The organism is Flavobacterium sp. HBTb2-11-1 (genome assembly GCF_009826975.1).
Lineage (GTDB): Bacteria > Bacteroidota > Bacteroidia > Flavobacteriales > Flavobacteriaceae > Flavobacterium.
The window spans coordinates 102,401-127,508 of the sequence record NZ_WUMO01000010.1 but is presented as its reverse complement, the minus strand read 5'-3'; the positions used below and the strand labels follow the sequence as shown (position 1 = coordinate 127,508).

Annotated in this window: 11 protein-coding genes; 3 read left to right on the top strand and 8 right to left on the bottom strand. The window is 38.1% G+C overall.

Annotation, left to right across the window (positions count from 1 at the left end; genetic code table 11):
- The first annotated feature begins 375 nt into the window (after positions 1-375).
- The 3 genes from GR162_RS19670 to GR162_RS19660 are packed head-to-tail and all read left to right on the top strand — an operon-like array spanning position 376 to position 14,503.
- Positions 376-11,583: a gliding motility-associated C-terminal domain-containing protein gene (locus GR162_RS19670; RefSeq protein ID WP_160783511.1), complete on the top strand. Its 11,208-nt coding sequence runs from the start codon at positions 376-378 to the stop codon at positions 11,581-11,583.
- 13 nt (positions 11,584-11,596) lie between these two features.
- Positions 11,597-12,562: a type IX secretion system membrane protein PorP/SprF gene (locus GR162_RS19665; RefSeq protein ID WP_160783510.1), complete on the top strand. Its 966-nt coding sequence runs from the start codon at positions 11,597-11,599 to the stop codon at positions 12,560-12,562.
- A 12-nt stretch (positions 12,563-12,574) separates the two neighbouring features.
- Positions 12,575-14,503 carry an OmpA family protein gene (locus tag GR162_RS19660; protein ID WP_160783509.1) on the top strand — a complete coding sequence of 643 codons (1,929 nt, stop codon included), beginning with the start codon at positions 12,575-12,577 and terminating at the stop codon, positions 14,501-14,503.
- Positions 14,504-14,628: 125 nt separating this feature from the next.
- Here the strand turns inward: GR162_RS19660 and GR162_RS19655 are convergent, their stop codons facing one another.
- The 8 genes from GR162_RS19655 to GR162_RS19620 all read right to left on the bottom strand — a co-directional run bounded on the left by GR162_RS19655 (position 14,629) and on the right by GR162_RS19620 (position 25,092).
- Positions 14,629-15,042: a 3-hydroxyacyl-ACP dehydratase FabZ family protein gene (locus GR162_RS19655; protein ID WP_160783508.1), complete on the bottom strand. Its 414-nt coding sequence runs from the start codon at positions 15,040-15,042 to the stop codon at positions 14,629-14,631.
- Positions 15,043-15,195: 153 nt separating this feature from the next.
- Complete coding sequence (locus tag GR162_RS19650; protein ID WP_160783507.1) at positions 15,196-16,176, bottom strand: glycoside hydrolase family 43 protein; 981 nt, start codon at positions 16,174-16,176, stop codon at positions 15,196-15,198.
- A 197-nt stretch (positions 16,177-16,373) separates the two neighbouring features.
- On the bottom strand, positions 16,374-17,549 hold the full coding sequence (locus GR162_RS19645) for an aldose epimerase family protein (protein WP_160783506.1): 1,176 nt from the start codon (positions 17,547-17,549) through the stop codon (positions 16,374-16,376).
- A 49-nt stretch (positions 17,550-17,598) separates the two neighbouring features.
- Positions 17,599-18,621, bottom strand: a complete 1,023-nt coding sequence (locus GR162_RS19640; RefSeq protein WP_160783505.1) for a family 43 glycosylhydrolase — start codon at positions 18,619-18,621, stop codon at positions 17,599-17,601.
- A 107-nt stretch (positions 18,622-18,728) separates the two neighbouring features.
- Positions 18,729-20,537: a glycoside hydrolase family 2 protein gene (locus GR162_RS19635; protein WP_160783504.1), complete on the bottom strand. Its 1,809-nt coding sequence runs from the start codon at positions 20,535-20,537 to the stop codon at positions 18,729-18,731.
- Positions 20,538-20,783: 246 nt separating this feature from the next.
- Positions 20,784-21,824: a glycoside hydrolase family 43 protein gene (locus tag GR162_RS19630; RefSeq protein WP_160783503.1), complete on the bottom strand. Its 1,041-nt coding sequence runs from the start codon at positions 21,822-21,824 to the stop codon at positions 20,784-20,786.
- 155 nt (positions 21,825-21,979) lie between these two features.
- Entirely contained in the window at positions 21,980-23,155 is a 1,176-nt protein-coding gene (locus GR162_RS19625; protein WP_160783502.1) for a cellulase family glycosylhydrolase, read from the bottom strand.
- Positions 23,156-23,568: 413 nt separating this feature from the next.
- Complete coding sequence (locus GR162_RS19620; protein ID WP_160783501.1) at positions 23,569-25,092, bottom strand: RagB/SusD family nutrient uptake outer membrane protein; 1,524 nt, start codon at positions 25,090-25,092, stop codon at positions 23,569-23,571.
- Positions 25,093-25,108 lie beyond the last annotated feature (16 nt).

The window sequence follows — 25,108 nt, the reverse complement described above, 5'->3', positions numbered from 1 at the left end:
TTTTACAGCCTTTTTACAGCTGTTTTTTCTTCGTCATAATGAATACTGAATGGCAAAATTTCGATTTAAATTAGAAAAAGGATTTACGATTTAGAATATCCAAAAACATTTATAAAAAAGCATTGAAAAGTCTCTAAATTCTGTATTTAAAGTATTTTTTATTTGATAATATCCCATTTTATTGTTTCAAAACCTGTTTTTCATGTTTCATTTTATAATCTGCAACATAGAAAAAAAAAATTCCTGACTTTGTTTCTCTAAATTTGAGTATTCCCCAAAATCAGATTAAGATAACTACACATTAATGCTTAAATCAATTTATTAATTTAAGGTGGTTATAAATTGCTGTGCCGCCTTTTTTATCCCTGATTGCTTATGGCACAATTTTATTTTTCCTGGAGAATTTGCACTTTATCAAAAAAACTGGCTTTTACGGCATTAGTAGTTTTCCTTACTATTTATCAAACCAATGCGCAAAACTGTACTGTAAATGCTGGAGTTTTAAATGAAACCATTTGTGAAACAGACGCTCTTGTTTTGACTGGAAATAATCCGAGTCCAATTATCGGCACAGTCAAATGGATACAGATTTCGGGTCCTGCAGTAACAATCAATTCGCCAACTAGTACAAGCACAACAATTTCAGGCTATACAGGAGGCAATACTTATATTTTTAGATATAGTGCAACCTGCGGTGATGGTATAGTGTCGTATCAGGATAAAGTAGTAAATGTTAAACCCATAACAAAGGCTAATGCTGGCGCCAATATCGCAAGCTGTCCCAATAACAATGGTACATTGGCTATTATTGCAAATACTCCGCAAAACACAGGAGAAACAGGATATTGGGAAATCGTAGGAGCCAATAATGCAGGAGTTGTCATTAATTTTCCTAATCTAGCCACTTCAACCATCACTCTACCCGAAACTAGCTGTGGTGTTACGACACTTCAATGGGTTATTGAAGGACCAGAATATGCCCCTGGACAGCGCTGTAGAACGACTTCTCAGATAACAGTAACCAATTATGGAGGAGTAAAACCTGTCTCGGCTGGACCAGATCAGACTTTAAGCAATTGTTACACCACCACACAATCAACTAATTTAAATGCTACTTATGGCGGTTGCGGACTTAACGGACAAAATGGACAGTGGACATTTGTTAGCGGTCCTAATACACCAGTTATAAGCAATCCGAATGCTAATAATACGGGAATTTCAAATTTGGTCCAAGGAACTTATACATTCCGATGGACTGTTTCTGGCCCTTGTGCTTCAGGAAATGATACCGTTGTAATTACTGTACCTCCAGCAACTCAAGATGTAACGCAACTTCCTGGCGGAGACGAAAACATATTCTTTTGTGACAACACTATAAATCAGGTAACTCTTGTTGCACAAACACCTTTGTATGCTGGCGAAACTGTAGCTTGGTCTCAGGTTTCTGGTGACGGGGGCGCTGTAATTGTATCGCCAACAAACCCTACCACATTGGTAACCAATATTTTTCAAGGAGGCGATCCGTATCGTTTCCGTTATACTCTCACAAATACCAATACAGGCTGTATCTTCACCAAAGATTATATCGTACAATATAATGGGCCAACTCGAACTATATTGGCAAATAACGGAAATGATATCGTAGGGAGTTGTAATGCAACTGTATTTACAATTCCGCTTGCTGTAACTGGAACAGGTTCTAACCAATATCGCATTGTTAGCGGACCTGCACTTTCTCCTTTAGCCCCTTTTCCTACTGCCTTAACAGATGTTGGAAATTCACTGACCTTAACACTTACTGCACCGGGAGAATATACAGTCGAATTTGTCCGAAAACAAAATGGAGCATTAACTGTTGAATGTGATTATGGCTTTGATACTCTGGGCATCTTGGTTTCTGGAGACCCTACCCCATCAAATGCAGGAACCGATGTCAGTCTGCCATGTGGAGATACGAGTACGATGCTTTCAGGAGTTAGCACAGCTGATGGCCTGCATTTTTGGAGTCAATTGAGCGGACCAAATACAGCGACAATTGCCGATAATTTTGCAATAGATACGCAAGTCACCAATCTTATTTCTGGAACCTACGTCTTTCAGTACATTACAAAAGGCGGTGGTGCCACCTGCGGTTTTTCAGTTGCAACAGTTACCGTCTACGTTTCAGATAGCACAATAAGCAATGTCGATGCAGGAACAGATCAGGTAGTTTGTGCAAGTTCATTAGTTCCTCTTAGTGCTGCTCCCGCTGAAGCCGGTGAAATAGGAACTTGGAGCCAAGTTTCAGGCCCGGATACAATTACTTTTTCAGATGTAAATGATCCAAATGCCATTGCTTCTGGTTTTCTAACGCCTTCTTCTGCATATGAATTGCAATGGACAGTTGCTTATTCGCATCCAGGACCTTCTTGCGGCGGCTCCGTTTCTGATACCGTAACTATCATAACTGATAATAACAATGCGCCCACGACGTCAGATGCTGGACCAGATGCCTGCTATTCTTCAGGAACAACCACTTTTAATCTTAGCGGAAACACACCGGCACTAACCGATTTTGGTACTTGGAGCGTTGAACCATCGACTGGAGTTGTTTTTGCAGACGTAAATGATCCAAACACAATGGTAACCGTTCCTGGAAATGGAACTTATATTTTTACATGGTCAATCATTTCAAGGTTTAGAACCTGTCTTCCGAGCGAAAGCAGCGTATCTGTTACTGTTGCACAAACTCCCCCAATTGCTGATGCGGGACCGGATCAGGAAACTTGCGGTGATACGGTAACAATGGCTGCTACACAAAGTGGCGGATCAACTGGCACATGGACAAGAATTTCTGGCGTTGGAAATTACACCATAAGCGATATTCATGATCCAAATGCTGTTTTTACTTTCTCCTACAGTGGATATTACATTTTCAGATGGACAGTTGATGCTGGTACTTGTGGTCAGGCATTTGACGATATCAATCTAACTATCGGACTTCCTCCTGATCAGGCTGCAGCAGGTCCAGATCAAAATATATGCAACAACAGTACAGTTACCATGGCAGGCAATGCCTATGATAGCTTTTTCGAATCAGGCCAGTGGTCTGTACTTACTGGTTCTCCCAATCAGCCTCTAATTGTAGACCCTTCCAATCCAAATACAGAAATTAATGGTCTTATAGCAGGTACATATACATTTAGATGGACGATAACTGCAAAAAGCATCTTTTTATGTCCAGGCAGTTTTGATGATGTAGTTGTAGTAGTTGACCCAGCAGCAAATGCGGGACAAGACCAAACCTATTGTGATGTTACAAGTGTACAGCTGATAGCTAACGAAAATTCAACAGGAACTTGGTCACTGACCAGTACAACAGGAAACCCCGCTGATGTTATCATTACACAGTCTCCATCAAATAGCTATATTGCTAATGCAACTGTAGTTCCTGGAAATGATTATGTCTTTACATTCACTACCAGCACTACTACATTTCCAAATGGCGCTACATGTAGCGGAACTTCAGATTCTGTAAATATTACTGTTTTTAGCGGTGCCAGTATTGATCCAGACGCAGGTCCAGACCAAACCTTATGCATTAGTGATGTTGGCGGTGTCGCAACCATGAGCGGAAATACTCCCCCTCCAGATGTTACAACATTTGAATGGCGATTTGTTTATCAGCCCGCTGGAAGTGTAGCTGTTATTGATACTCCAACAGCACCATTGACAACAGTTTCAAATCTAACCGTTCCAGGGCTTTATATCCTCGAATGGGTATTCAAAAGCAATGATTGCCGAACTCTTTCAGATATTGTCCGAATAGAAATGAATGCTCCGCCGAGTACTGCAATTGCAGGCCCTGACGATACCGTTGCCTGCCAAACTACATATAAAACCGCTGCAGTTCCTCCGACTGTAGGTATAGGTACATGGACATTTTTCTCTCAGCCTCCTGGAGGCAATGCAGTAATTGACAACCCAAACAGTCCTGTTACTACTTTATCCAATATTAATGTTTTAGGAACTTATATCTTAACATGGACAGTTACTAATGGTCCTTTTACGAATCCTTCATTATGTCAGCCTACATCAGATCAAGTGGAAATAACTTTCAATGATGTCCCGCCATCTATAGCAGACGCTGGTCCTGATCAAGAACTCTGCAATTTGACCAGTGCTACTATGAATGCTGTTACTGTAACATCAGGTCTAGGAACATGGACACAGGTTTCTGGTCCAAACACAGCTGGCATTGCATCTCCAAATAATGAAAATTCATTAATGCTGGGGCTAATCCCTGGCACGTATGAATTTAAGTGGACCGTAACTACAACTAATTTAAACGGATGTTTCTCTGAGGATTCTGTTCTTGTAACGATATATCAGAATCCTTCAACTGCTGATGCAGGGCCAGATCAGACTGTTCCTCAATTTTCACCTATAAATATGAATGCGGTTGCTCCAACAGTCGGCAGTGGAAACTGGACTCAAACTGCAGGCCCTAGCACAATAAGTTTTACCGATCCTTCTAGTCCGACATCTGCCGTAACTGGAACCATTCCGGGTGTTTATACGCTTCAATGGAATGTAACAAACGGAAACTGTACACCTTCATCTGATACTATGACGCTTAGAATACTCGCTGTAGCGGATCTTGAATTAACCAAAACTGTAACACCCACAACAGGAAGTGTTGGCGATGTGGTTACTTTCAACATAAATGTTTTTAACAATAATGCATTGGGGGGATCTTCTACTGCTACCAATGTTGCCATACGTGACTTTATTCCGCTTGGTTTTGCGCTTGTTGCAGGATCTGTTACCTCAGCAGGAGTGTACAATGTTGGCGATAATACCATTACTTGGAGCGGTATAACAATTCCGAGTGGCAGCATTTTAAATTTATCATTCAAAGCTACTATTCTGCCTTCAGGAGGCTCTTATGTAAATACGGCAGAGGTTATAGCTTCAGATCAATTTGATCCAGACAGTACGCCAAATAATCAAAACCCTGCGGAAGATGATCAAGATAGTGCTACAGTAGTTCTCGATGTAGCTGATTTATCACTTAAAAAAACAGTTTCTCCCACTACGGTTAGCATAAATGACAATGTCATTTTTACCATTTCGGTGACTAATAGCGGACCAAATAATGCAACTGGAATAACGGTTTCAGAAAAGCTTCCTCCTGGATATACTTATGTAAGTGATAATGGAGCTGGAAAATACAATAATCTTACAGGAATCTGGAATGTCGGCAATTTAAACAATGGAAATACGCTCACTTTACAAATTACCGCTAAAGTAAATGTTGTGACATCTATGAACGATTACTTTAATACGGCAGAGATTCAGACTGCAGATCAGCTTGATCCAGACAGTACGCCTGGAAATGGTGTTACAACAGAAGATGATATATCGACAGCTTCTGTTTCACTGAAGCAAGCCGATTTAGAACTTACAAAATCTGTCACTCCTACTTCAGCCGCAGCAGGCGAACAAGTTAGCTTTACTATAAACGTCACTAACTTAGGTCCCGGAAACGCAACTGGAGTTGGTATAAGAGATATTGTTCCTGTTGGCTACACTCTAATTCCCGGCTCTGTATCAAACGGTGGAACCTATCAGGTGGCTACTGCCACTCTAGAATGGAGAAATCTATATCTTCCGGCCAATTCAAATATAAATCTAACTTTCAACGCTATTGTTAATCCTTTAGGGAATTATCTGAATGTTGCCCAAGTCATAACCAGCGATTTGCCTGATCCTGACAGTGTTCCAAACAACAATATTCCTACTGAAGATGATCAAGACGATGCCGAAATTACTTTTATCGGTCCTTCTGCTGATTTGTCTTTGGTTAAAAATGTTGTAGCTGGCAATACAAGTCCTGTGGTTGGAAGTCAAGTTTCGTTTGAACTTAAAATAACAAATGGCGGTCCAAATAATGCAACTGGAGTACAGGTAACTGATTTATTGCCTTCTGGTTTTGAATACGTAAATTATAGTTCGTCTGCTGGAACATATGACAGTACTACTGGAATATGGAATGTTGGCACAGTCGATAATGGCGTTACAGAATCACTTATTTTAGATGCAAAAGTATTGCCTACAGGAGATTATACTAATATAACGCAAGTAACAGCCAGTGACCTTCCTGATCCTGACAGTACACCCAATAATGACGATGGAGATCAGAGTGAAGACGATGAAGATAATGTGGTCTTAACTCCTATACCTCCATCTGCAGATTTATCATTAACAAAAACAGTAAGCAATACAACACCACTGGTTGGTTCTATGGTTACTTTCACCATTATTACTACAAACAGTGGCCCGCAGGATGCTGCTCAAGTGCAGGTTACTGACTTATTGCCTTCAGGATATACTTTTGCTACTTTTAATGCAACAAGCGGAACTTATGACAGTACAACTGGTTTATGGACTCTTGACATATTGGAGAGCAGTGAGTCTGAAACATTACAGATAAATGCGATAGTTAACCTAACAGGAGATTATACCAATATTGCAGAAGTGACCAATAGCGATACTCCAGATCCTGACTCAACACCAAATAACGGAGTGCCTACAGAAGATGATTATGGAACAGCTACAACTACTCCTATTCCGCAATCTTCTGACTTATCATTAACTAAAACAGTTAACAATGTAACACCATTAGTAGGCTCTCTAGTTACTTTTGAAGTTGTGGTAACGAATAATGGACCTCAGGATAATTTTGGGGTGCAGGTAACAGACATTCTTCCTTCTGGATATACATTTACAGGATCTACCATTTCTACAGGGACTTATGACAATATTACAGGGATATGGACTGTTGGCAATTTAGAGACTGGCGATTCTGAAACGCTTCAAATTGTAGCCCGAGTTAATCCAAGTGGCATTTATCTTAATACAGCTGAAGTTACCGCTGCAAATCTTCCTGATCCTGATTCGACACCAAATAACGGAATCACAACAGAAGATGATTACGCAGAAGTGACAACAACACCAATTCCAACATCAGCAGATTTATCGCTAACTAAAACAGTGAGTAATACTACTCCTTTAGTGGGCTCTTTAGTAACATTCAGCGTTCAAGTAACAAATTCTGGACCGCAAGAAGCAAACGGCGTAATGGTTACCGATTTATTGCCTTCAGGTTATACTTATGTATCATACAGCGCAACAACAGGAACTTATGATTCTGCAACAGGGCTTTGGGATGTTGGAAATATGCCTGTTTCAGATTCTTATACATTGCAAATAACAGCTTCCGTTAATACCACAGGAAATTATACTAACAGCGCCGAAATCACAGCAAGCAGCCAGCCAGATCCAGATTCTACTCCAAACAACGGAATTACAACTGAAGACGATTATGCTGAAGCTTCAACAACACCAATAGCAACATCGGCCGATTTATCATTAACTAAAACAGTAAGCAATACTACGCCTCTTGTGGGTTCACAAGTAACTTTTAGCCTTCAGGTAAATAACGCAGGACCGCAAGCCACAGATAATGTAGCAGTAACCGATTTATTGCCCTCAGGCTACACCTATGCATCTTACACCGCAACAGCTGGAAGTTATGATGCCGTAACAGGACTTTGGTCAGTTGGAAATATGCCTGTTGCATCAAATCATACTTTACAAATAAATGCTGTAGTTAATGCTGCGGGAAATTATACAAATACTGCCGAAATTACAGCTAGCAGTCAGCCTGATCCCGATTCTACTCCGAATAACGGAGTTACTACAGAAGACGATTATGCAACAGCAACAGTCACTCCAACAGCCCAATCTTCTGATTTGTCTTTAACCAAAACGGTAAATAATGCAACCCCATTAGCGGGTTCATCAGTTACTTTTACAGTTGTTGTAACCAATAATGGTCCGCAAGACAATTCAGGAGTTCAAATAACTGACTTATTGCCTTCTGGTTATACCTATAGTGGTTTTACACTTTCTACTGGCACTTATAATCCGGCTACAGGATTGTGGAATGTTGGTAATTTAGCAAATGGAGAATCTGAAACATTGCAAATTACAGCTTTAGTAAACGTTTCTGGCGATTATCTTAATATTGCAGAAGTAACTACTGCCGACCTTCCAGATCCTAATTCGACACCCAACAATGGCGTTCCTACAGAAAATGATTATGCAACAGCTACTATTGCGCCAACAGCACAAATAGCAGATTTATCATTAACCAAAACTGTAAATAACAGCAATCCGTTAGTCGGTTCCTTAGTTACTTTTGAAATAATTGTGACCAATAACGGTCCGCAAGATACCTCGGGCGTAACGGTTACCGATTTACTCCCAAGTGGCTATACCTACTCTAATTTTACCATTTCTACAGGAACCTATAATCCGACAACAGGATTATGGACAGTTGGCAATCTAATTAATGGGAAATCAGAAACTTTACAGATTCTCGCTGTAGTAAATCCTACAGGAAATTATGTAAACGTTGCCGAAGTAACGGCAAGCGCACTTCCTGATCCTGATTCGACTCCAAATAACAGCGTCACTACAGAAGACGATTACGCAACGGCAACAGTTACTCCAAATGCTCAAGCGGCAGATTTATCATTAACTAAAACGGTTAACAACGCAACCCCATTAGTAGGTTCATCAGTTATTTTTGAAATAATTGCTACCAACAACGGTCCGCAGAATACTTCTGGTGTAGAAGTGACAGATTTATTACCTACTGGCTATACTTTTGTTACTTATAGTGCCACAAAAGGAGTTTATAATGCTGCAACAGGAAAATGGACAATTGGCACATTTTTAAATGGAGATTCGCAAGTTCTAAGAATAACTGCTACTGTAAATCCTACAGGAGATTATACCAATATTGCAGAAGTAACTGCCAGCAATTTACCAGATCCAAATTCAACACCAGGCAACGGCGTTCCTACTGAAAATGATTATGAAACAGCTACAACGGCTCCGCTAGGACAATCTGCAGATTTATCTTTAACTAAAACAGTTAATAATCCTACTCCATTAATTGGATCATCGGTAACTTTTGAAATCATTGTTTCGAATAACGGCCCGCAGGATACTTCTGGAGTTGAAGTGACCGACTTATTGCCTACGGGATATACCTTTAGCGGTTTTACAGCAACAAAAGGAACTTACAACAGCACCACAGGAAAATGGAATATTGGTTCTTTAGTTAATGGAGATTCTCAGACACTGCAATTAACTGCTATTGTAAATGCAACTGGCAATTATTTAAATACTGCCGAAGTCACTGCAAGTAGTCTATCTGATCCAAACTCAACTCCAAACAACGGAGTTACTACTGAAAATGATTATGCAGAAATTGCAACTGTTCCTGTTCCTCCAATGGCAGATTTATCTCTTGTAAAAGCGGTAATTGGCGGCAATTTAAGTCCAATATTCGGAGCAACCATTACATTCCAAATAACAGTAACCAACAGCGGTCCGCAGGATGCTACAGGAGTAAAAGTAATTGATATGCTACCAAGCGGTTACGAATATGTGGTGTACAGTTCTACATCTGGACAATATTACGAAACAAATGGAATTTGGGATATTGGCACTATACCAAGTGGAGCTTCTGAATCCTTACAAATAGGCGTAAAAGTTAATCCAACTGGAGACTACCAAAACATTGCTGAAGTTTATGCTTCTAATGAATTGGATCCTGATTCAACGCCAAATAACAATGTCAGCGGTGAAGATGACATCAGTTCTGTATTATTAAGTCCAGTTCCAGCAGTAGCCGATCTTTCTATTGAAAAAAGAGTGATTAACAACATTCTTACGCCAAATGTAGGCTCACTGATCACATTCTCAATTACAGTTACAAACTCAGGTCCTAGTAACGCTACTGGCGTAACTGTAAAAGACATTCTTCCTTCTGGATACGATTATATCTTTTACAATTCAACTTCTGGAACCTACGATCGTTTTACAGGCGAATGGAATCCAGGAATCATTCTGCCAGGAAACAGCCATACTTTGTTATTAAATGTTAATGTGAAAAGTCCAACTAATACACCAGATGAGTATTTGAACATTGCCGAAATCATGACCTCAGACCAATTTGATCCTGATAGTACACCAGGAAACGGAATTACTACCGAAGACGATTACGACAGTATTTCTGTTACTCCAGTAATTGTGATGGCAGATTTATCAATCACTAAAACGGCATTGAATCAAAATAAAGTTTATGATGTTGGTGAAACCGTTATTTTCACAGTGACAGTTAAAAACGATGGACCTGCAAATGCAAGCGGTGTAATGGTTAAAGATCTGCTTCCTCCGGGGTTTACCTATTTAACCAGCAGTCCGACGAGCGGTTTATACAATTATGTTACAGGAGTTTGGAATGTTGGCAATATTGTAAATGGCACCGATCAATCACTAGATATCTATACTCGTGTAAACCCTCCTTCTGGAGCTGCAAATGAATACACTAATGAAACCGAAGTGGTTGCTAGTAATCTGCCTGATCCAGATTCGACTCCAAACAACGGAGTAACAACAGAAGACGATTATGACAGCTTAACCATTAATGTTGCTGTTGCCGATTTAAGTTTGGAAAAAACAGCCAGCAATAAAAACGCTAATTTTGACGAAGTTGTAACATTCACATTACAGCTTAACAATGAAGGACCGAGTACAGCAACTGGTGTTGCCGTTGAAGATGTTATTCCGCTTGGCTATAAAAACATTTCTAATATTAACAATGGCGGTATTTTTAGTTTAAATACCATTAAATGGGTAAACTTAACTGTTCCTGTTGGCGGTATTACATTAACCTATCAGGCCACTGTTGCCAATCCGCTTGGACTTGAAGCTGTAGATTATGTCAATATTGCACAAATTACAGCAAGTAATCAATTTGATCCTGATTCAACTCCAAACAACGATAATGGAGATCAAAGCGAAGATGACGAAGACTCTGAATCTATAAATGTCCCTTCTACGGATGTAGCCATCGACAAAGAAGTAGACAAAACAGATGTTCCTATGGATACTCAGGCAACCTTTACCATCACAGCTTCAAATCTAGGTAACCTAGCAGCAACAAACGTTGAAATTCAAGATCAGCTGCCGAAAGGATATTCATTTGTAAGTTCAACTGCAACATCAGGAACTTATGATCCTAAAACAGGCATCTGGGATATTCCATCAATTAACACTGGAGCTTCACAAACGTTGGCTTTAACGGTTAAAGTAGTCGATTTCAATGATTATTTAAATACAGCACATTTAGTCAAACTCGATCAGATAGACACCAATTCGGCAAACAACCAAGATAGCGCTACCGTTTCGCCAAACTGTCTGAAAATTTACAATGAGTTTTCACCAAATGATGACGGCCAGAACGACTTCTTCTATATTGATTGTATAGAAAGGTATCCTAATAATCAATTGGAGATATTTAACCGCTGGGGTAATTTGGTTTACTACCAAAAAGGCTATAAAAACACTTGGGACGGAAAAGCAGACGGCTCTGCCAAAACGCTTCCTGAAGGCACCTATTTCTATATTCTCGATTTAGGAGACGGATCTAAAAAAACCTCTGGATGGGTTTACCTTAAATAAAGCCATCCAGAAAATGACAAGTTTAAGAATAGGATTAATCAAAATAGAATTGGCTATGATTAAAAATATAAAAAAGGTTTTCGCGATAATAACTCTATTCTCGGTATATGGAGCCTTTGCACAACAGGACCCGCAATACACTCAATATATGTATAATACAATGACCGTAAACTCAGCTTATGCTGGATCTCTTGGACATTTAACCATAACTGGTCTTTTAAGAACGCAGTGGGTTGGTATTGAAGGCGCTCCAGATACTCAAAGTTTTTCATTAGACACTCCACTCGGAAAAAATGTCGGTCTTGGAATCTCAATTATAAATGAAGAAATCGGACCTACAGAAGAGCAGTATTTAGATGCTAACTTCTCTTATACCATCAAATCTGGTGAAACACATAAGCTCTCATTCGGATTAAAAGGCGGCGGGCGTGTTATTAATATTGACTGGTCTAAAGGAAGCCACAAAGACCCTGATTCCCAATTTCGAGAAAACATTACCAATAAATTTTTACCTGTTGTAGGTGCTGGACTATACTGGCATGGAGAAAGAGATTATATCGGGCTTTCGATTCCGAATTTCATGACACGTGAACGCTATACCTACGATGATATCAGCGATGATCTAGTCAATCAGAGAATACACGTATATCTTATTGGAGGTATTGTTTTTGATCTTTCGGCACATACAAAATTCAAACCAGCCGTCTTGGTAAAATACGTTGCTGGCGCACCAATTATTGCCGATTTTTCAGCAAATTTCATGTTCAACAATGCAATAACGCTGGGAGCTTCTTATCGCACTTCAGACTCTGTAAGCGGTTTGGTCGGAATACAGATAACGCCAATGATTATGGCTGGTTATGCCTATGATTACACCACAACGGCTCTGCAGAATTACAATAGTGGCACACACGAAATCATGCTTCGTTTTGAACTCGTTTCACGCAAAAAAGGATTAAAATCACCAAGATTCTTTTAATACGGATAGTCTATGAAAAGAACAATTACTATACTCGCATTATTGGTTATACAGCTGATTTATTCACAAACCAAAAACAAAACTGCCGATGCTCTTTTTGATAAGATGTATTACGTGGAAGCCGCAAAATCCTACGAGCTTTCTGTAGGCAATGGAGATGCTTCTAAAGAAACCTTGCAACGGCTTGGAGACGCTTATTATTTTAATACCAAAATGTCAAGCGCATCAAAATGGTACGGAAAACTAATTGCAGACTATCCTAACGAAGTTTCAGCCGAATATCTATTTCGCTATGCGCAGTCCTTACAAGGGATTCAAAATTACGAATTGGCCAAAAAATGGATGAAAGCCTTTGCTGAAAAACAAAAATCAACAGATCCAAGAGCTAAGAACTTTTCGCTTAAAAATGTGACTCTAGAAGACATTGAAAATATAAAGCCTTCTTTTATACTTGAAAACCTAGATATTAATTCTGCCTATTCCGATTTTGGTCCGATGTTCTATAAAGGAGATTTGGTTTACTCTACCACAATTGATTCTTCATATTATAAAACTGAAAAATATGGATGGAACGATCAACCTTATCTCAATATGCAGTTAGGAAAAATCAGCGAAACGCAGTCGAATGTCACTTTTAAAGAACGTTTTGGAAAAGACATTACAACAAAATATCATGAAGCCTGTATTGCCTTTTCTCCAGACGAAAAAACGATTTATTTCACCCGAAATAATTATAACGGAAAGCTGAAACGCGATAGCAAAGGCATAAATAATCTTAAAATCTTTTCTGCAACAGCAACAGAAAACAGTAATGGAACCGTTTCTTGGAAAGATGTAAAAGAACTGCCCTTTAACAGCGACAATTATTCAGTTGGACATCCTTCGGTTAGCAAAGACGGAAAAAAACTGTATTTTGTTTCAGATATGCCAGGAACTATTGGTTCTACAGATATTTTTGTAGTTGATATTTTAGGCAACAATCAGTTCTCTGAACCTAAAAATTTGGGCGAAAAAATAAATACAACTGGCCGTGAAATGTTTCCATATATTACCGATCAGGCACTTTATTTTTCTTCTGACGGATTCTTAGGCTTAGGGGGTTTAGACGTATTTGAAAGCCGATTAACAGATGGCACTTTTGGTGCGCCAGCCAATCTCGGAGCACCATTAAACAGTAATAGAGATGATTTTGGCTATATCGTTAACGAGTCAACCAATAAAGGTTTTGTATGTTCTAACAGAAAAACTGGAAAAGGCGATGACGATATTTATTCTTTTGAAAGATCGTGCAATCAAGCGATAGGCGGTTATGTTTTTGATGCCATCTCAAACAACAGAATTGCTGGTGCAATGGTAACGTTAAAAAATAGCAACGGAATAAAAGTGACCGAAACCGTATCGCAACTCGACGGAAAATACGATTTTAACAACAATGTAAATTGCAATACGCCTTATACTATCGAAGTCTCAAAAGAGAATTATAACAACAATACTAAAGCAATTGTAACCGCAAACAGCTCTGGAAAAACCGAAGCTGTAGTTGGTTTAGATCCTGCCTTGATTGTTCGAGAAAATGGTCTTTTAAAAATAAAAATCGGAATTATCTACTTTGATTTAGACAAATCAGACATTCGCTATGATGCTGCGATAGAATTAAATAAAGTAGTTCTCTTAATGTATCAATATAATACCGTTGTAATAAAAATCGAATCGCATACCGACTCGCGTGCCAACGACCGATACAATCTAGAATTGTCTGACCGAAGAGCAAAAGCCACAAGAGATTACCTTATTTCGCAAGGAGTTGCTCCCGAAAGAATCGAAAGCGCAATTGGCTATGGCGAAACCCAATTGCTCAATAATTGCTCAAATGGAGTTCCGTGCACAGAAGCACAACACCAAGTCAATCGACGAAGTGAATTCATCATCACAAAAATGTAAAAATAAAAAAGCGTCCAATAATCAAGGACGCTTTTTTTATCTAAAACAAGTCTTTCTTCTTTCTTCTTTCTTCTAACATCTAACAAAAAAACCTTTCTTCTCACCTCTTTCATCTATACTCTCTCTCACTGAAGCTTCACACACATCCACTCGCCTTTCATAATCAATTTATCTTCATCAAAAGCTTCGCCCGATTGTTTTATGATTTTTTCGCTCGTACGAATGTTTTTTACCACAAATTTAACGAGTTTATTAAACTCAACACCTCCAAAAAACTCAACATTATCCAAACTCACCAAGCCAAAAACGCCATCTGCGATTCCTAAAAGCTTTATCCCTGCACCTCCACACTGCGCCATCGCCTCAATTAAAATCGTTCCTGGAACAAAATTAAAGTCCGTAAAACTACCCTGAAGCCAGGCATCTTTATCTGTAAACGTCTTTAAACCAATGATTGTGTCTGTTGTGTAAGAAATAATTTCATCCACAAAAAGAAATGGGGCACGATGCGGAATTAAGTCTTCTATTTTTTTAGTCATGATTTGTAATTTTCAACAATGTACGAATCTGATATGAAATAAGCAACGTTTTAAATTATATCTCCAGCAACACTTGCAGTTTCTTCTTCTATGAAACAAAAAAAAGAGACGCCAAGCATCTCTTTTCCCGTTATCAACTCTAAAATCAAGGTTTTATTCTTCCAGTAAAACAAAACTTTTAGCGTTTGCTTTGATTTTATTTCCTTCAAAATTAATATCAATAATTGCCGCTTTTCGTGGCGAAACTCCGCTATTGCTGAAGTGAGAATGTAGCACATATTTCATTTTTCCGTTTTTATCATAGAAAACATCGCCGTGGCCAACTCCATTAATTCCAACATTTTTTTTACTAATGATCGGACTATCTGTCGCTTTTTCCCAAGGTCCAAACGGACTTTTTGCGGTTGCATACCCCACTGCATAATCTGGATTTCTAAAATCGTTGGCAGAATAAATCAAATAATACAAATCATTATGTTTTAAGACAGTTGGCCCTTCTGTAACTGGCCAAGAAACATTTTGAGTATTTTCCCAAGGAAGGACGCCAGAAATACATTCTTTAAGCGTTTCTTCTTTAATTCCAGACAAATCATCTTTCAATTCTGCCACAAAAATTCGGTTGCCGTTAGTCAAACGCACGTGATAAAGGTATTTTTTGCCATCCTGATCAACAAAAAAGAAAGGATCGATCTGTTTACCCAAATTAAACATTGGAGCTTTAGAATCGCTTCTAAATGGCCCGATCGGATTTTCACTGCTGGCGATGGCAATATTCTCATCGGCGGTATAAATCATATAAAATTTATTATTGTATTTAAAAACCTGTGGCGCCCAAAAACCTTTGGTTCCGTAAGCATCTCCTTTTTTTAATGCTAAACCATTTTGCGCACCAGACGGACCATTCCATTTTTTTAAATCGGAAGAAGTGTACACCTGAAAACCTTCTCCATTAGGAAAATCTCCCGTCGTTGTTCCGTACAGATAATAAACTCCATTTTCATAAAAAATGGTTGGATCTGCCAACAAGATCGGTTTCTCTTTTGAAAGCGTTTTTTTCGCGGTTTCTTTCTCTTGAGAACAGCAAATAAAGACACAAAATAGACTTAATAGGCTAAAATATTTTTTTATTTTCATTATTAAACTTTTTATTTAATTAATCCAATTTAAAAACTAAAAATCAAATAGTTAAAACATTATTATAGAAAACCTCTATGATACAAATTTTGTTAAAAATTCGTCATTGAGCTTCAAAAAACTCCTTTTTTATTTTTCAAAAAAAAGTCTTTCCCATAACGTTTTCCAACTCCTAATTTCCAACTCAAAACTCATTACTATTTAGCCGAAAATTTATACAAAGAAACGGTATGGTACTTCTCTCCTGCTTTTAACGTTATCTGAGGGAATTTTGGCTGATTTGGAGCATCTGGAAAATGCTGGGTTTCTAAAGCAAAAGCCGTTCTAAAATCGTCTTTAGCGCCTGATTTAAAGGTGTTTTTACTTTGCATAAAGTTTCCGCTATAAAATTGTAATCCAGGCTCTTCTGTAAATATATCTAAAGTAATACCTGAGATATTTCCTTTTATCGTTGCGGCATGAACAAAACCATCTTTTTTATCGGTATTCAACACATAATTGTGATCATAGCCTTTTCCAAATTTCAGCTGTTCCTCTTTATTTTCAATTCTTTCTCCAATGGTATGTTTTGAAGTAAAATCAAATGGCGTATTCTTAACTGATTTTAATTCTCCGGTCGGAATCAAACCTTCATCAACTGGTGTAAATTTATCTCCGTAAATCTGCAATTCGTGATTTAAAATCGTGCCGCTTCCCTCTCCATTCAAATTAAAAAAAGCGTGATTCGTTAAGTTTACAATTGTAGTTTTATCTGTAGTTGCTTCATATTCCATTCTAACTGCATTATCATCTGTAATAGAATAAGTTACTTTTACATTTAAATTTCCAGGAAAACCTTGTTCTCCATCTGCCGAAACATAAGTAAATACCAAACTCTTCTCATTAGTCTTTTCAGCATTCCAAACAACGTCCTGAAACCCTTTTGCACCACCGTGCAAAGCATTTTTCCCATTGTTTAGCGGAATTTGATATGGCTTTCCTTCAAGCGTAAACTTGCCTAATGCAACTCTGTTGCCTACTCTTCCAATTGTAGCGCCAAAGTAAGGTTCTGTTGAGTTTTTAAAACCTTTTACGCTATTCATTCCGACTACAACATCGGTTGATTTTCCGTTTTTATCCTTAACCCACAAACCTATCAATCGCCCGCCATAGTTGGTAAAAGCAGCTTTCACATCTTTGTTTTCTATCCAATACAAACCGACTTTTTTACCATCAATGATAGTATCAAAGTTTTTAGTTTCTAAAACCGTTTTTATAGAATCTGAAGCTATTTCAGGCTTATCTTTTGAAACTGTATTTTCTTTTTTGCTGTCTTTACAATTGAATTGAAAAAGCACAAGCAACAAAACTGCAGCAATTTGAATATTTTTCATTTTTATGTCATTGCGAGGAACGAAGCAATCTCATCCTCCGATTATTTTTTTATTTCGATGGAATAGCCAATGGCACTCCTTCACTAATTGGCTCACCTAAAACTGGAAATCCGTTGGAATCCCAATCAATTTTCTGCATTCTTGGCGATCTTTTATTGCCGCAACCTTCGCCTGGATTGGAATTAGCGTGATATAAAATCCAATCTTCTTTTCCGTCGGGAGATTTAAAGAACGAATTATGTCCTGGCGCGTAAACTTTATTTTTTTCTGATTGTTTGAAAATGGGTTCAGGAGATTTTTTCCAAGCTGAAGGATCCAGCAAATTATCTCCGCCATTGAAAGTCAGCAATCCTAAAGCATAGAAATCAGTCCAACAGCCGCTGGCAGAAAACACAATAAAAATTTTGCCGTTTTTTTCTAAAAACTGCGGGCCTTCGTTTACATTGACCTGTGGCGGATTCACATCATCGTGCAAAGTACCATGTGTCTCCCAATCATTTGTTGGCGCAGAAATCATAACGCGATCACCATCAATTTCAAGCGGATTTTTCATTTTAGCAATGTAAATGTTCTGCTGACCGTTTTTGTCGCCTTCCCAGCCAGCCCAAATCATGTACAGCTGTTTTTTATATTCGAATACATTTCCGTCAATGGCCCATTTATCGGTTTTTGCAGCGATTTTGCCTTTAAATTGGAAATTCCCTTTAAACGGATCTGAAGATTTATTTTCTAAAACATACATCCTGTGATTGTTGTTATCTCCATTATCTGCAGCGAAATAGCAATACCATTTCCCGTTGATGATATGAAACTCTGGCGCCCAGATTTCTGCTGAATAATCAGTTCCTTTTGGCGGTGTCCAAATAACTTTGCTTTCTGCATTTTTAATATCTGAAAGATCTTTTGTTTTCCACAAAACCAATTTGTTTCCAAGTGTGTTCGTGTAGTAATAATAGCCTTTGTAATACGTGCTATAAGGATCTGCCCCCGATGGAAGAATTGGATTAGTAAATGTTTTCTGCTGTGCAAAACTTATTATCGTGAAAAGTAGAAGGATTAAATATTTTTTCATTTTTAGTTTTTTGTTAGTCTTTTGAATTTTGTCTCAGATTTCGCAGATTTTGCAGTTATTTTTTATCAGCGTAATCTGCCAAATCTGCGGGAGAAATAAAATTAACTCTAATTCAAAGCATTGATAACCTCCGTATTAATCTTATTCACCACTTTAAAATCCATTTTATCCACTTTTCTGTCGTAGGTCATAAAACCGTTTACTTCGCCTTCAACATCTGTTGTTTGAGTATAGACTGCAGCCGAGAATCCCGTTTTAACGTATTTTCGAAGCATTTCCGCGTACTTTTTATATTCGGCGGTAACTTCTGCCTCATTTTTAAATTTGATGTAACCCCAGTTGTCATTTGCTCTCCAAAGATGTCCTTCTAGTGGAAGTCCGATTCCGCCATACTCTCCTAAGACTGTAACTCTTCTCGCATCATACAAATACATTTCTGGCCCTGGATAATTATGCAAATCCAAAATATCCCCAGTTTGAAAGTGATTTCCACCGCTTGCAGAATTAATTAAACGCGTTGAATCGTGATTTTTTGTCCATTCGGTAATTTCAACGGTTTTAAATTGTCCCCATGCTTCGTTAAACGGAACCCAAACGACAATACTTGGATAAGAATACAAATGATCCATAATCTCTCTCCATTCTTTTCTGTAGATTTCTTCCGATTTTGCCGAACGCTGTAATTCTGTTCCTTCAAAATACTTTCTGTTTTGCCAAATCGGCTGATCGTCTCCGCTTGGCATATCTTGCCAAACCAGAATTCCTAACTGATCGCAATGCGTATACCAACGCTCTGGCTCTACTTTTACGTGTTTACGAATCATATTAAATCCTAATTCTTTGGTTTTAACAATATCATATTTCAAAGCTTCATCTGTTGGCGCTGTATACAATCCGTCTGGCCACCAGCCTTGGTCTAAAGGTCCAAATTGGAAATAATCTTTGTTGTTCAGCTGCATTCTCATTATTCCGTTTTCATCACGTTTTGATGAAATTTTTCGCATCGCAAAGTAGCTTTTCACCTCATCAACTACTTTAGTTTTGCTGATTAAGCGAATTTTAGTCTGATATAAAAACGGACTTTCAGGTGACCACAATTTTGGCGCAATCAATACAATATCATTACTTTCTCCAATTACGGCTTTTTCTTTTGCAATTTCTTTTCCGTTATCAAAAACAGAAACTTCTACCAAATCGCCTTTTTCTGCTCCATTTACCTCAGCTTTTATGCTGATTGTATTTTGATCAATATTTGGCGTTGTTTTTAATGCTGAGATGTTTTTAGCATTTACAGGCTCAATCCAAACCGTCTGCCAGATTCCGGTAACGGGTGTATACCAGATTCCTTCCGGATTCTTGACTTGTTTTCCTCTTGGTTGAGGGCCATCATTGGATGGATCCCAAACTTTTACAACCAGCTTTTGGCTTTTTCCTTTTTGAATAAAAGGCGTAATGTCAAATGAAAATGGCGTATATCCTCCCGTATGCGAACCGACTTTTACATCATTGATAAAAACTTCTGTCCTCCAATCAACAGCTCCGAAATGCAAGAGAATGTTTTTTCCATTCCAGCCCGATTCAATCGAAAATTGAGTTTCGTACCAAAGTTCATTTTTAGCACCAACTTCTTTCATCACGCCTGATAAACTCGATTCAGCCGCAAACGGAACCAGAATCTGCCCGTCATATTTTGAAGGCGCGGCTTTTCCGAATTCCTGAATGCTATAATTCCACAAACCATTCAGATTTTTCCATTGGCCGCGCTCCATAATCGGACGGGGATATTCGGGTAAAGTTTTCTTCGGATCAACCTGCTCTGCCCATTTAGTTTTGATTTTATCTCCTTGCGGTTTCCATTGCGCATTTACAGCAAAAAGGGAAAACAAGGCTAAAAAAAGGATGCTTTTTCTTTTCATGTTCTATATTTTTAGACATTCAACGAATGCCATGATTTTCTTCTGAATCAAAATGAATTACCGGGCTTATCTCCACATAAGCCCGATAATTACTGAACTAAACTAACTTAACTAACCATTTTTTTGGAGTTTTGAGTTTTTAGTTAGAAGTTATGAGTTCTTACCAATTGTTATTTTATTCCTCAATAAATAACTAGGTAATCATTACAGCAGAACACCCATAACTTCTAACTTCTAACTTCTAACTCATAACTTCTTCGTAAGACCGAATTTCTTCACCAAGTTGTCGTATTCTTTTTTAGAGATTGTAATCATACAGCCGTGACGTACTTTTTCTGGAAGGCTGTATTTGTCCCAATCGGAGAAAAAAGTATAGCCTGAGGCTTGAAACCAAGGTCCGTTTAAGTTATCTGCAATTGATAATCCGTATGAAACACCTGGATATTGTTCGTAATACATATACCATATTTTGTCATCTGGAGAAGGAATCAGCATTGGCGCTTCTCTAAAGTTTGGACTGATAGATTGCTGGGGCAAAGAATAAGGTCCTAAAAGATTTTTTGATTTGGCAATTCGGATGGTTTTTCCCGTTGTCCAATACAAAGTTGGATACGTTTCGTCTTTAATCACGGCGTAATAGGAATCGCCGACTTTACGAATAAAAACATCAATTGTTCCCATATCCCAGTCGAATAAACGTTTTGGAGTTCCTTCAAAAGTTTTTAAATCTTTAGATAAAACATACAAAGTTCGCTGACTTGCCCAGTAGCGTTCTCCGTCTTCTTTCGTCCCTTCCAGATGTGGCGTATGCCAAGTCATAATAAACTTTTTAGAAGGCTCATCATAATACAATTTTGGAGCGCCAATTCGCTGTAAAGCGTTTGAATAATCGGGCGTACTTTTCAAATCTGGTGTATAATCGGCATGCTTTTTCCAAGTAATCAAATCATCCGAAACCCAGATATTGATTGCTTTTGCATCATCCCCAGTATTTCCCGCGATATAATATTTTCCGTCTGGCCCTTTACAAATGTCGGGATGACCTTTGTATTCTTCAAAAACGCGTTTTCCGTTGTTTAGATTTTCCCAATGAAGTCCGTCCAAACTAACCGAATAATACAATCTGCCATAATCGTTATGCGTCATGTGCGCAAACAGATAGGCTTCGTTTTTAGGTTTTTCGTTTCCTTTTACTTGTCCGGGTGGGTCTGGCTGTTGCGCATTCACGGAAAATCCAACTAGAATTGTCGTCAGTAAAAGGAGCTGTTTTATTTTGTGTGTTTTCATTGCTGATACGTTTTTAGTTTTTTTTGCCACGAATTCCACTAATTTTCACTAATTATTTTTTTTTGCCACAGATTAAAGGATTTGAGAGGATTTAATCATTTTAATCTGTGAAATCTGTGGCAAAAAAATATCTAATTATCAAATTGACACATTATCTAATTCTTTTGATTTGCTCCAGCCGTCATTTTCTTAATCAGATCAGTTTCAGCTTTTATGTATGGCGTTCCGTCTGTGTGCAATATCTCATGAAACCACAATTTTGGTTCGGCCGTGTACGTTTTTGTCCAACTGTCCCAAGCGTGTTTGGTTTGTGTTTTTCCATCCACAAATCCCCAGTTGATCATACCAACATTGTATTTTCTGGCAAGAGGCAAAAATCCTTCGAAAGTACTTCCGTTTGGTCTTGCCATATATTCTGTACAGATTAAGGGTTTTCCGTAGCGCTGCAATTGTTTGATTACTTTTTCGAAATCTTGAGGCATGTTGTAATTGTGGAAAGAAATAATATCAGACTGCTCGATCTGCATTTTATGCATGGGCTTCATTTTAGCCTCGTCGCTCCAATCTCCAACCCAAACTCCAGAAGTCAATGGCTGTGACGGATTACTAGATCTTGCCCAAACAAAAACATTTTTCAAAAGTGGCAGAACCAAATCGACTTTGTTTTTAATTTCTACTTTTTCGTAAGATGGTCCTGTCATATTATCGGGTTCATTCCAAACATCCCAACCCAAAATACGTTTGTCATCTTTGAACTTTGAAACAGTTTCTTTCACATATTTTTCTAAACGCGGATATTGTGTTTTGTCCTGAAGCGCTTTTTGTCCCGGAGACTGCACCCAACCCGAATTATGCGTATGTGGTTTTGGTGCGCGCTGTTTTCCTAATGCAGGGAACGGATCCCAACAAGAATCAAACAAAACGAAAAGGGTTTTAATATGGTGTTTGTCAGCAATTTCTAAAAACTGATTCATGCGTTTATATAATCCTTCTGCATCCTGCTGATGCAATAAATCATGCAGATACACACGCATTACATTCATGCCTAAATTTTCGGCCCATCCCAATTCCTGATCAATTCTTTTGGGGTCGAATGTGTCTTCCTGCCACATCTCTAACTGATTTATAGCGGTGCTAGGAGAATAATTTGCGCCAACCAACCAAGGCTGTTCGGCATACCATGTATTGGCCTGTTCTTTGGTCCAGATTTCTCTTTTTTGTATTGATACAGTTTCGCTTTTATTTTCTTCAGGATTACTTTTTTTGTTGTTGCAGCTAAGCAATACGAGTCCTGCTAACACAAGTGTCAGACACAATTTTACTTTCTTCATTCTAAATTTTATTTTTTTTGAACAATCGTTCTTTATGATAAGGGAACCGGACTTTTATATCTGATTCCAAAAAAATCAATTTTTAAGTATTGGGTGAATTTAAATCTGTGTAAATCTGCTTTGATCTGTATCAATCTGCGTGAAAAAAGAATGCAAAATGTATTTCACGCAGATTTTAAAAGATTTTAGCAGATTATATTAGATTTTGTTGAATGAAAAATTATTTTTAACACATAGAAACATAGGTTTTTATTGCTCTGCTTAAGATTATAGAAAAAGCAAGCTTTAACACATAGTTCTATGTATATTATTCTAAGTGAAACGCCTTTAATAGATTCCTAATCCCGATAGCTATCGGGAATGTTTCTATGTGTTAAAATTAAATTCTGTTCAATTTCACCAAATACATATTGTTAATATCCAGAGTTCTGCTCTAAATTTGGATTATTATCTACATCGCTTTGCGGAATTGGCATTCTATGATTTTTGCCCACTGTGAAGTTTTTAAAATCTGGATCACGAAGCGCAATTTTATCAACAGAAGCTTGAGTATTTAAATCGCCCCAACGTTTTAAATCTTCCCAACGAACGCTTTCTCCGCACAATTCCAAAACTCTTTCCATTTTCAAACGCTCTAGGAATTTGTCATGATCGTTTCCAATTTCAGGATGCGCAGTTGCCAATGTATTCATATTGGCGCGAGCTCTTACCAAATCAACATATTGGTACGCTTGAGCAGTGCTTCCCAATTCGTTTAGAACTTCCGCATAGCGCAATAAAATGTCAGCATAACGAACCAATCTGTAGTTTACTTGGCTGTAATAATCCTCATTATTTCTGTAATAATCACGGCTTCCTTTTCTAAACCAAGCTTCATTATTGTTCCATTCCCAGTTTCTGCCGTAGGTTTTGTCTCCGAAATCGGCTAATAATTGAGGATAGAATAAAGTCCATCTTAACCTTTCATCTAATTTTCCGTCTTTATTGTTTTCTTGTTTAAAAGCATCAACTAACCAAATGCGCGCCTGCCCGTCTGACCATCCAATTCCTCTTGGTGCGAAGAACTGAGAACGGTTGCTAGAAACTGCCGCATTTTGATCTTCACCGGTTCCACCTTTTCTTTGGTCTCCAAATTGGATTTCAAAAACAGATTCAGCATTATTTTCATTTGTATCCGTAAAATTATCTCGGTAGTTAGACACCAAACTGTACTTCGCTCCTGCTCCAGAAATTAAAAATTCTAAAGCCGTTTTTGCTTCTGGCCATTTGTGCTGTTGCATATAAACTTTTGCTAGAAAAGCTTTAGCAGCACCTTTGTCTGGTCTTCCTAACTGGTCTGCTGACCAATCTCTTGGCAAATCCTCAAAGGCTTCATTCAAGTCTTTTTCTACTTGAGCCCAGATTTCAGCTACTTTTACTTGCTTTGGCAAATCTGCTGGCGTAGACGGATCTAAAACCAACGGAACATCTTCCCAAATTACTCCGGCATAGTAATAATGCATTGCTCTAAAGAATTTTGCCTGAGCTATAATTTTCTTTTTATCATCTTCATTTTGAAAAGTAATATTCGGAACATTCGCCAAAACCTGATTACATCTAAAGATAGCTTTGTAAGTATCTCTCCACGTTACGGCATTTCCTTCCCAAAAATTATAATTGATGTAGTTGAATCTCGTCCAATCTGCCAATTCTGTCCACGGGCTTACGCTATAACCTTCGTCAGAAGTTAAATCTAAACGGAAATAAATCCATCTTGCCCATAATCCGTCTTTATAAAACATGGCATAAATAGAGTTTACACCGGCTTGTGCATCGCTTTCAGTTTTCCAATATTGGTCAACTGTAATATCATTCGGGCTGTTTAGATCCAATTCGTTTTCACAAGCTGTAAAAACAAGACCAAGAAAAGCTGCTGTTAATATGATTATTTTTTTCATTACGCTATTTTTTTAA

Coding starts and splice junctions, on each gene's coding strand:
- GR162_RS19670 (WP_160783511.1), top strand. CDS start 376: ATGGCACAATTTTATTTTTCCTGGAGAATTTGCACTTTATCAAAAAAA.
- GR162_RS19665 (WP_160783510.1), top strand. CDS start 11,597: ATGACAAGTTTAAGAATAGGATTAATCAAAATAGAATTGGCTATGATT.
- GR162_RS19660 (WP_160783509.1), top strand. CDS start 12,575: ATGAAAAGAACAATTACTATACTCGCATTATTGGTTATACAGCTGATT.
- GR162_RS19655 (WP_160783508.1), bottom strand. CDS start 15,042: ATGACTAAAAAAATAGAAGACTTAATTCCGCATCGTGCCCCATTTCTT.
- GR162_RS19650 (WP_160783507.1), bottom strand. CDS start 16,176: ATGAAAATAAAAAAATATTTTAGCCTATTAAGTCTATTTTGTGTCTTT.
- GR162_RS19645 (WP_160783506.1), bottom strand. CDS start 17,549: ATGAAAAATATTCAAATTGCTGCAGTTTTGTTGCTTGTGCTTTTTCAA.
- GR162_RS19640 (WP_160783505.1), bottom strand. CDS start 18,621: ATGAAAAAATATTTAATCCTTCTACTTTTCACGATAATAAGTTTTGCA.
- GR162_RS19635 (WP_160783504.1), bottom strand. CDS start 20,537: ATGAAAAGAAAAAGCATCCTTTTTTTAGCCTTGTTTTCCCTTTTTGCT.
- GR162_RS19630 (WP_160783503.1), bottom strand. CDS start 21,824: ATGAAAACACACAAAATAAAACAGCTCCTTTTACTGACGACAATTCTA.
- GR162_RS19625 (WP_160783502.1), bottom strand. CDS start 23,155: ATGAAGAAAGTAAAATTGTGTCTGACACTTGTGTTAGCAGGACTCGTA.
- GR162_RS19620 (WP_160783501.1), bottom strand. CDS start 25,092: ATGAAAAAAATAATCATATTAACAGCAGCTTTTCTTGGTCTTGTTTTT.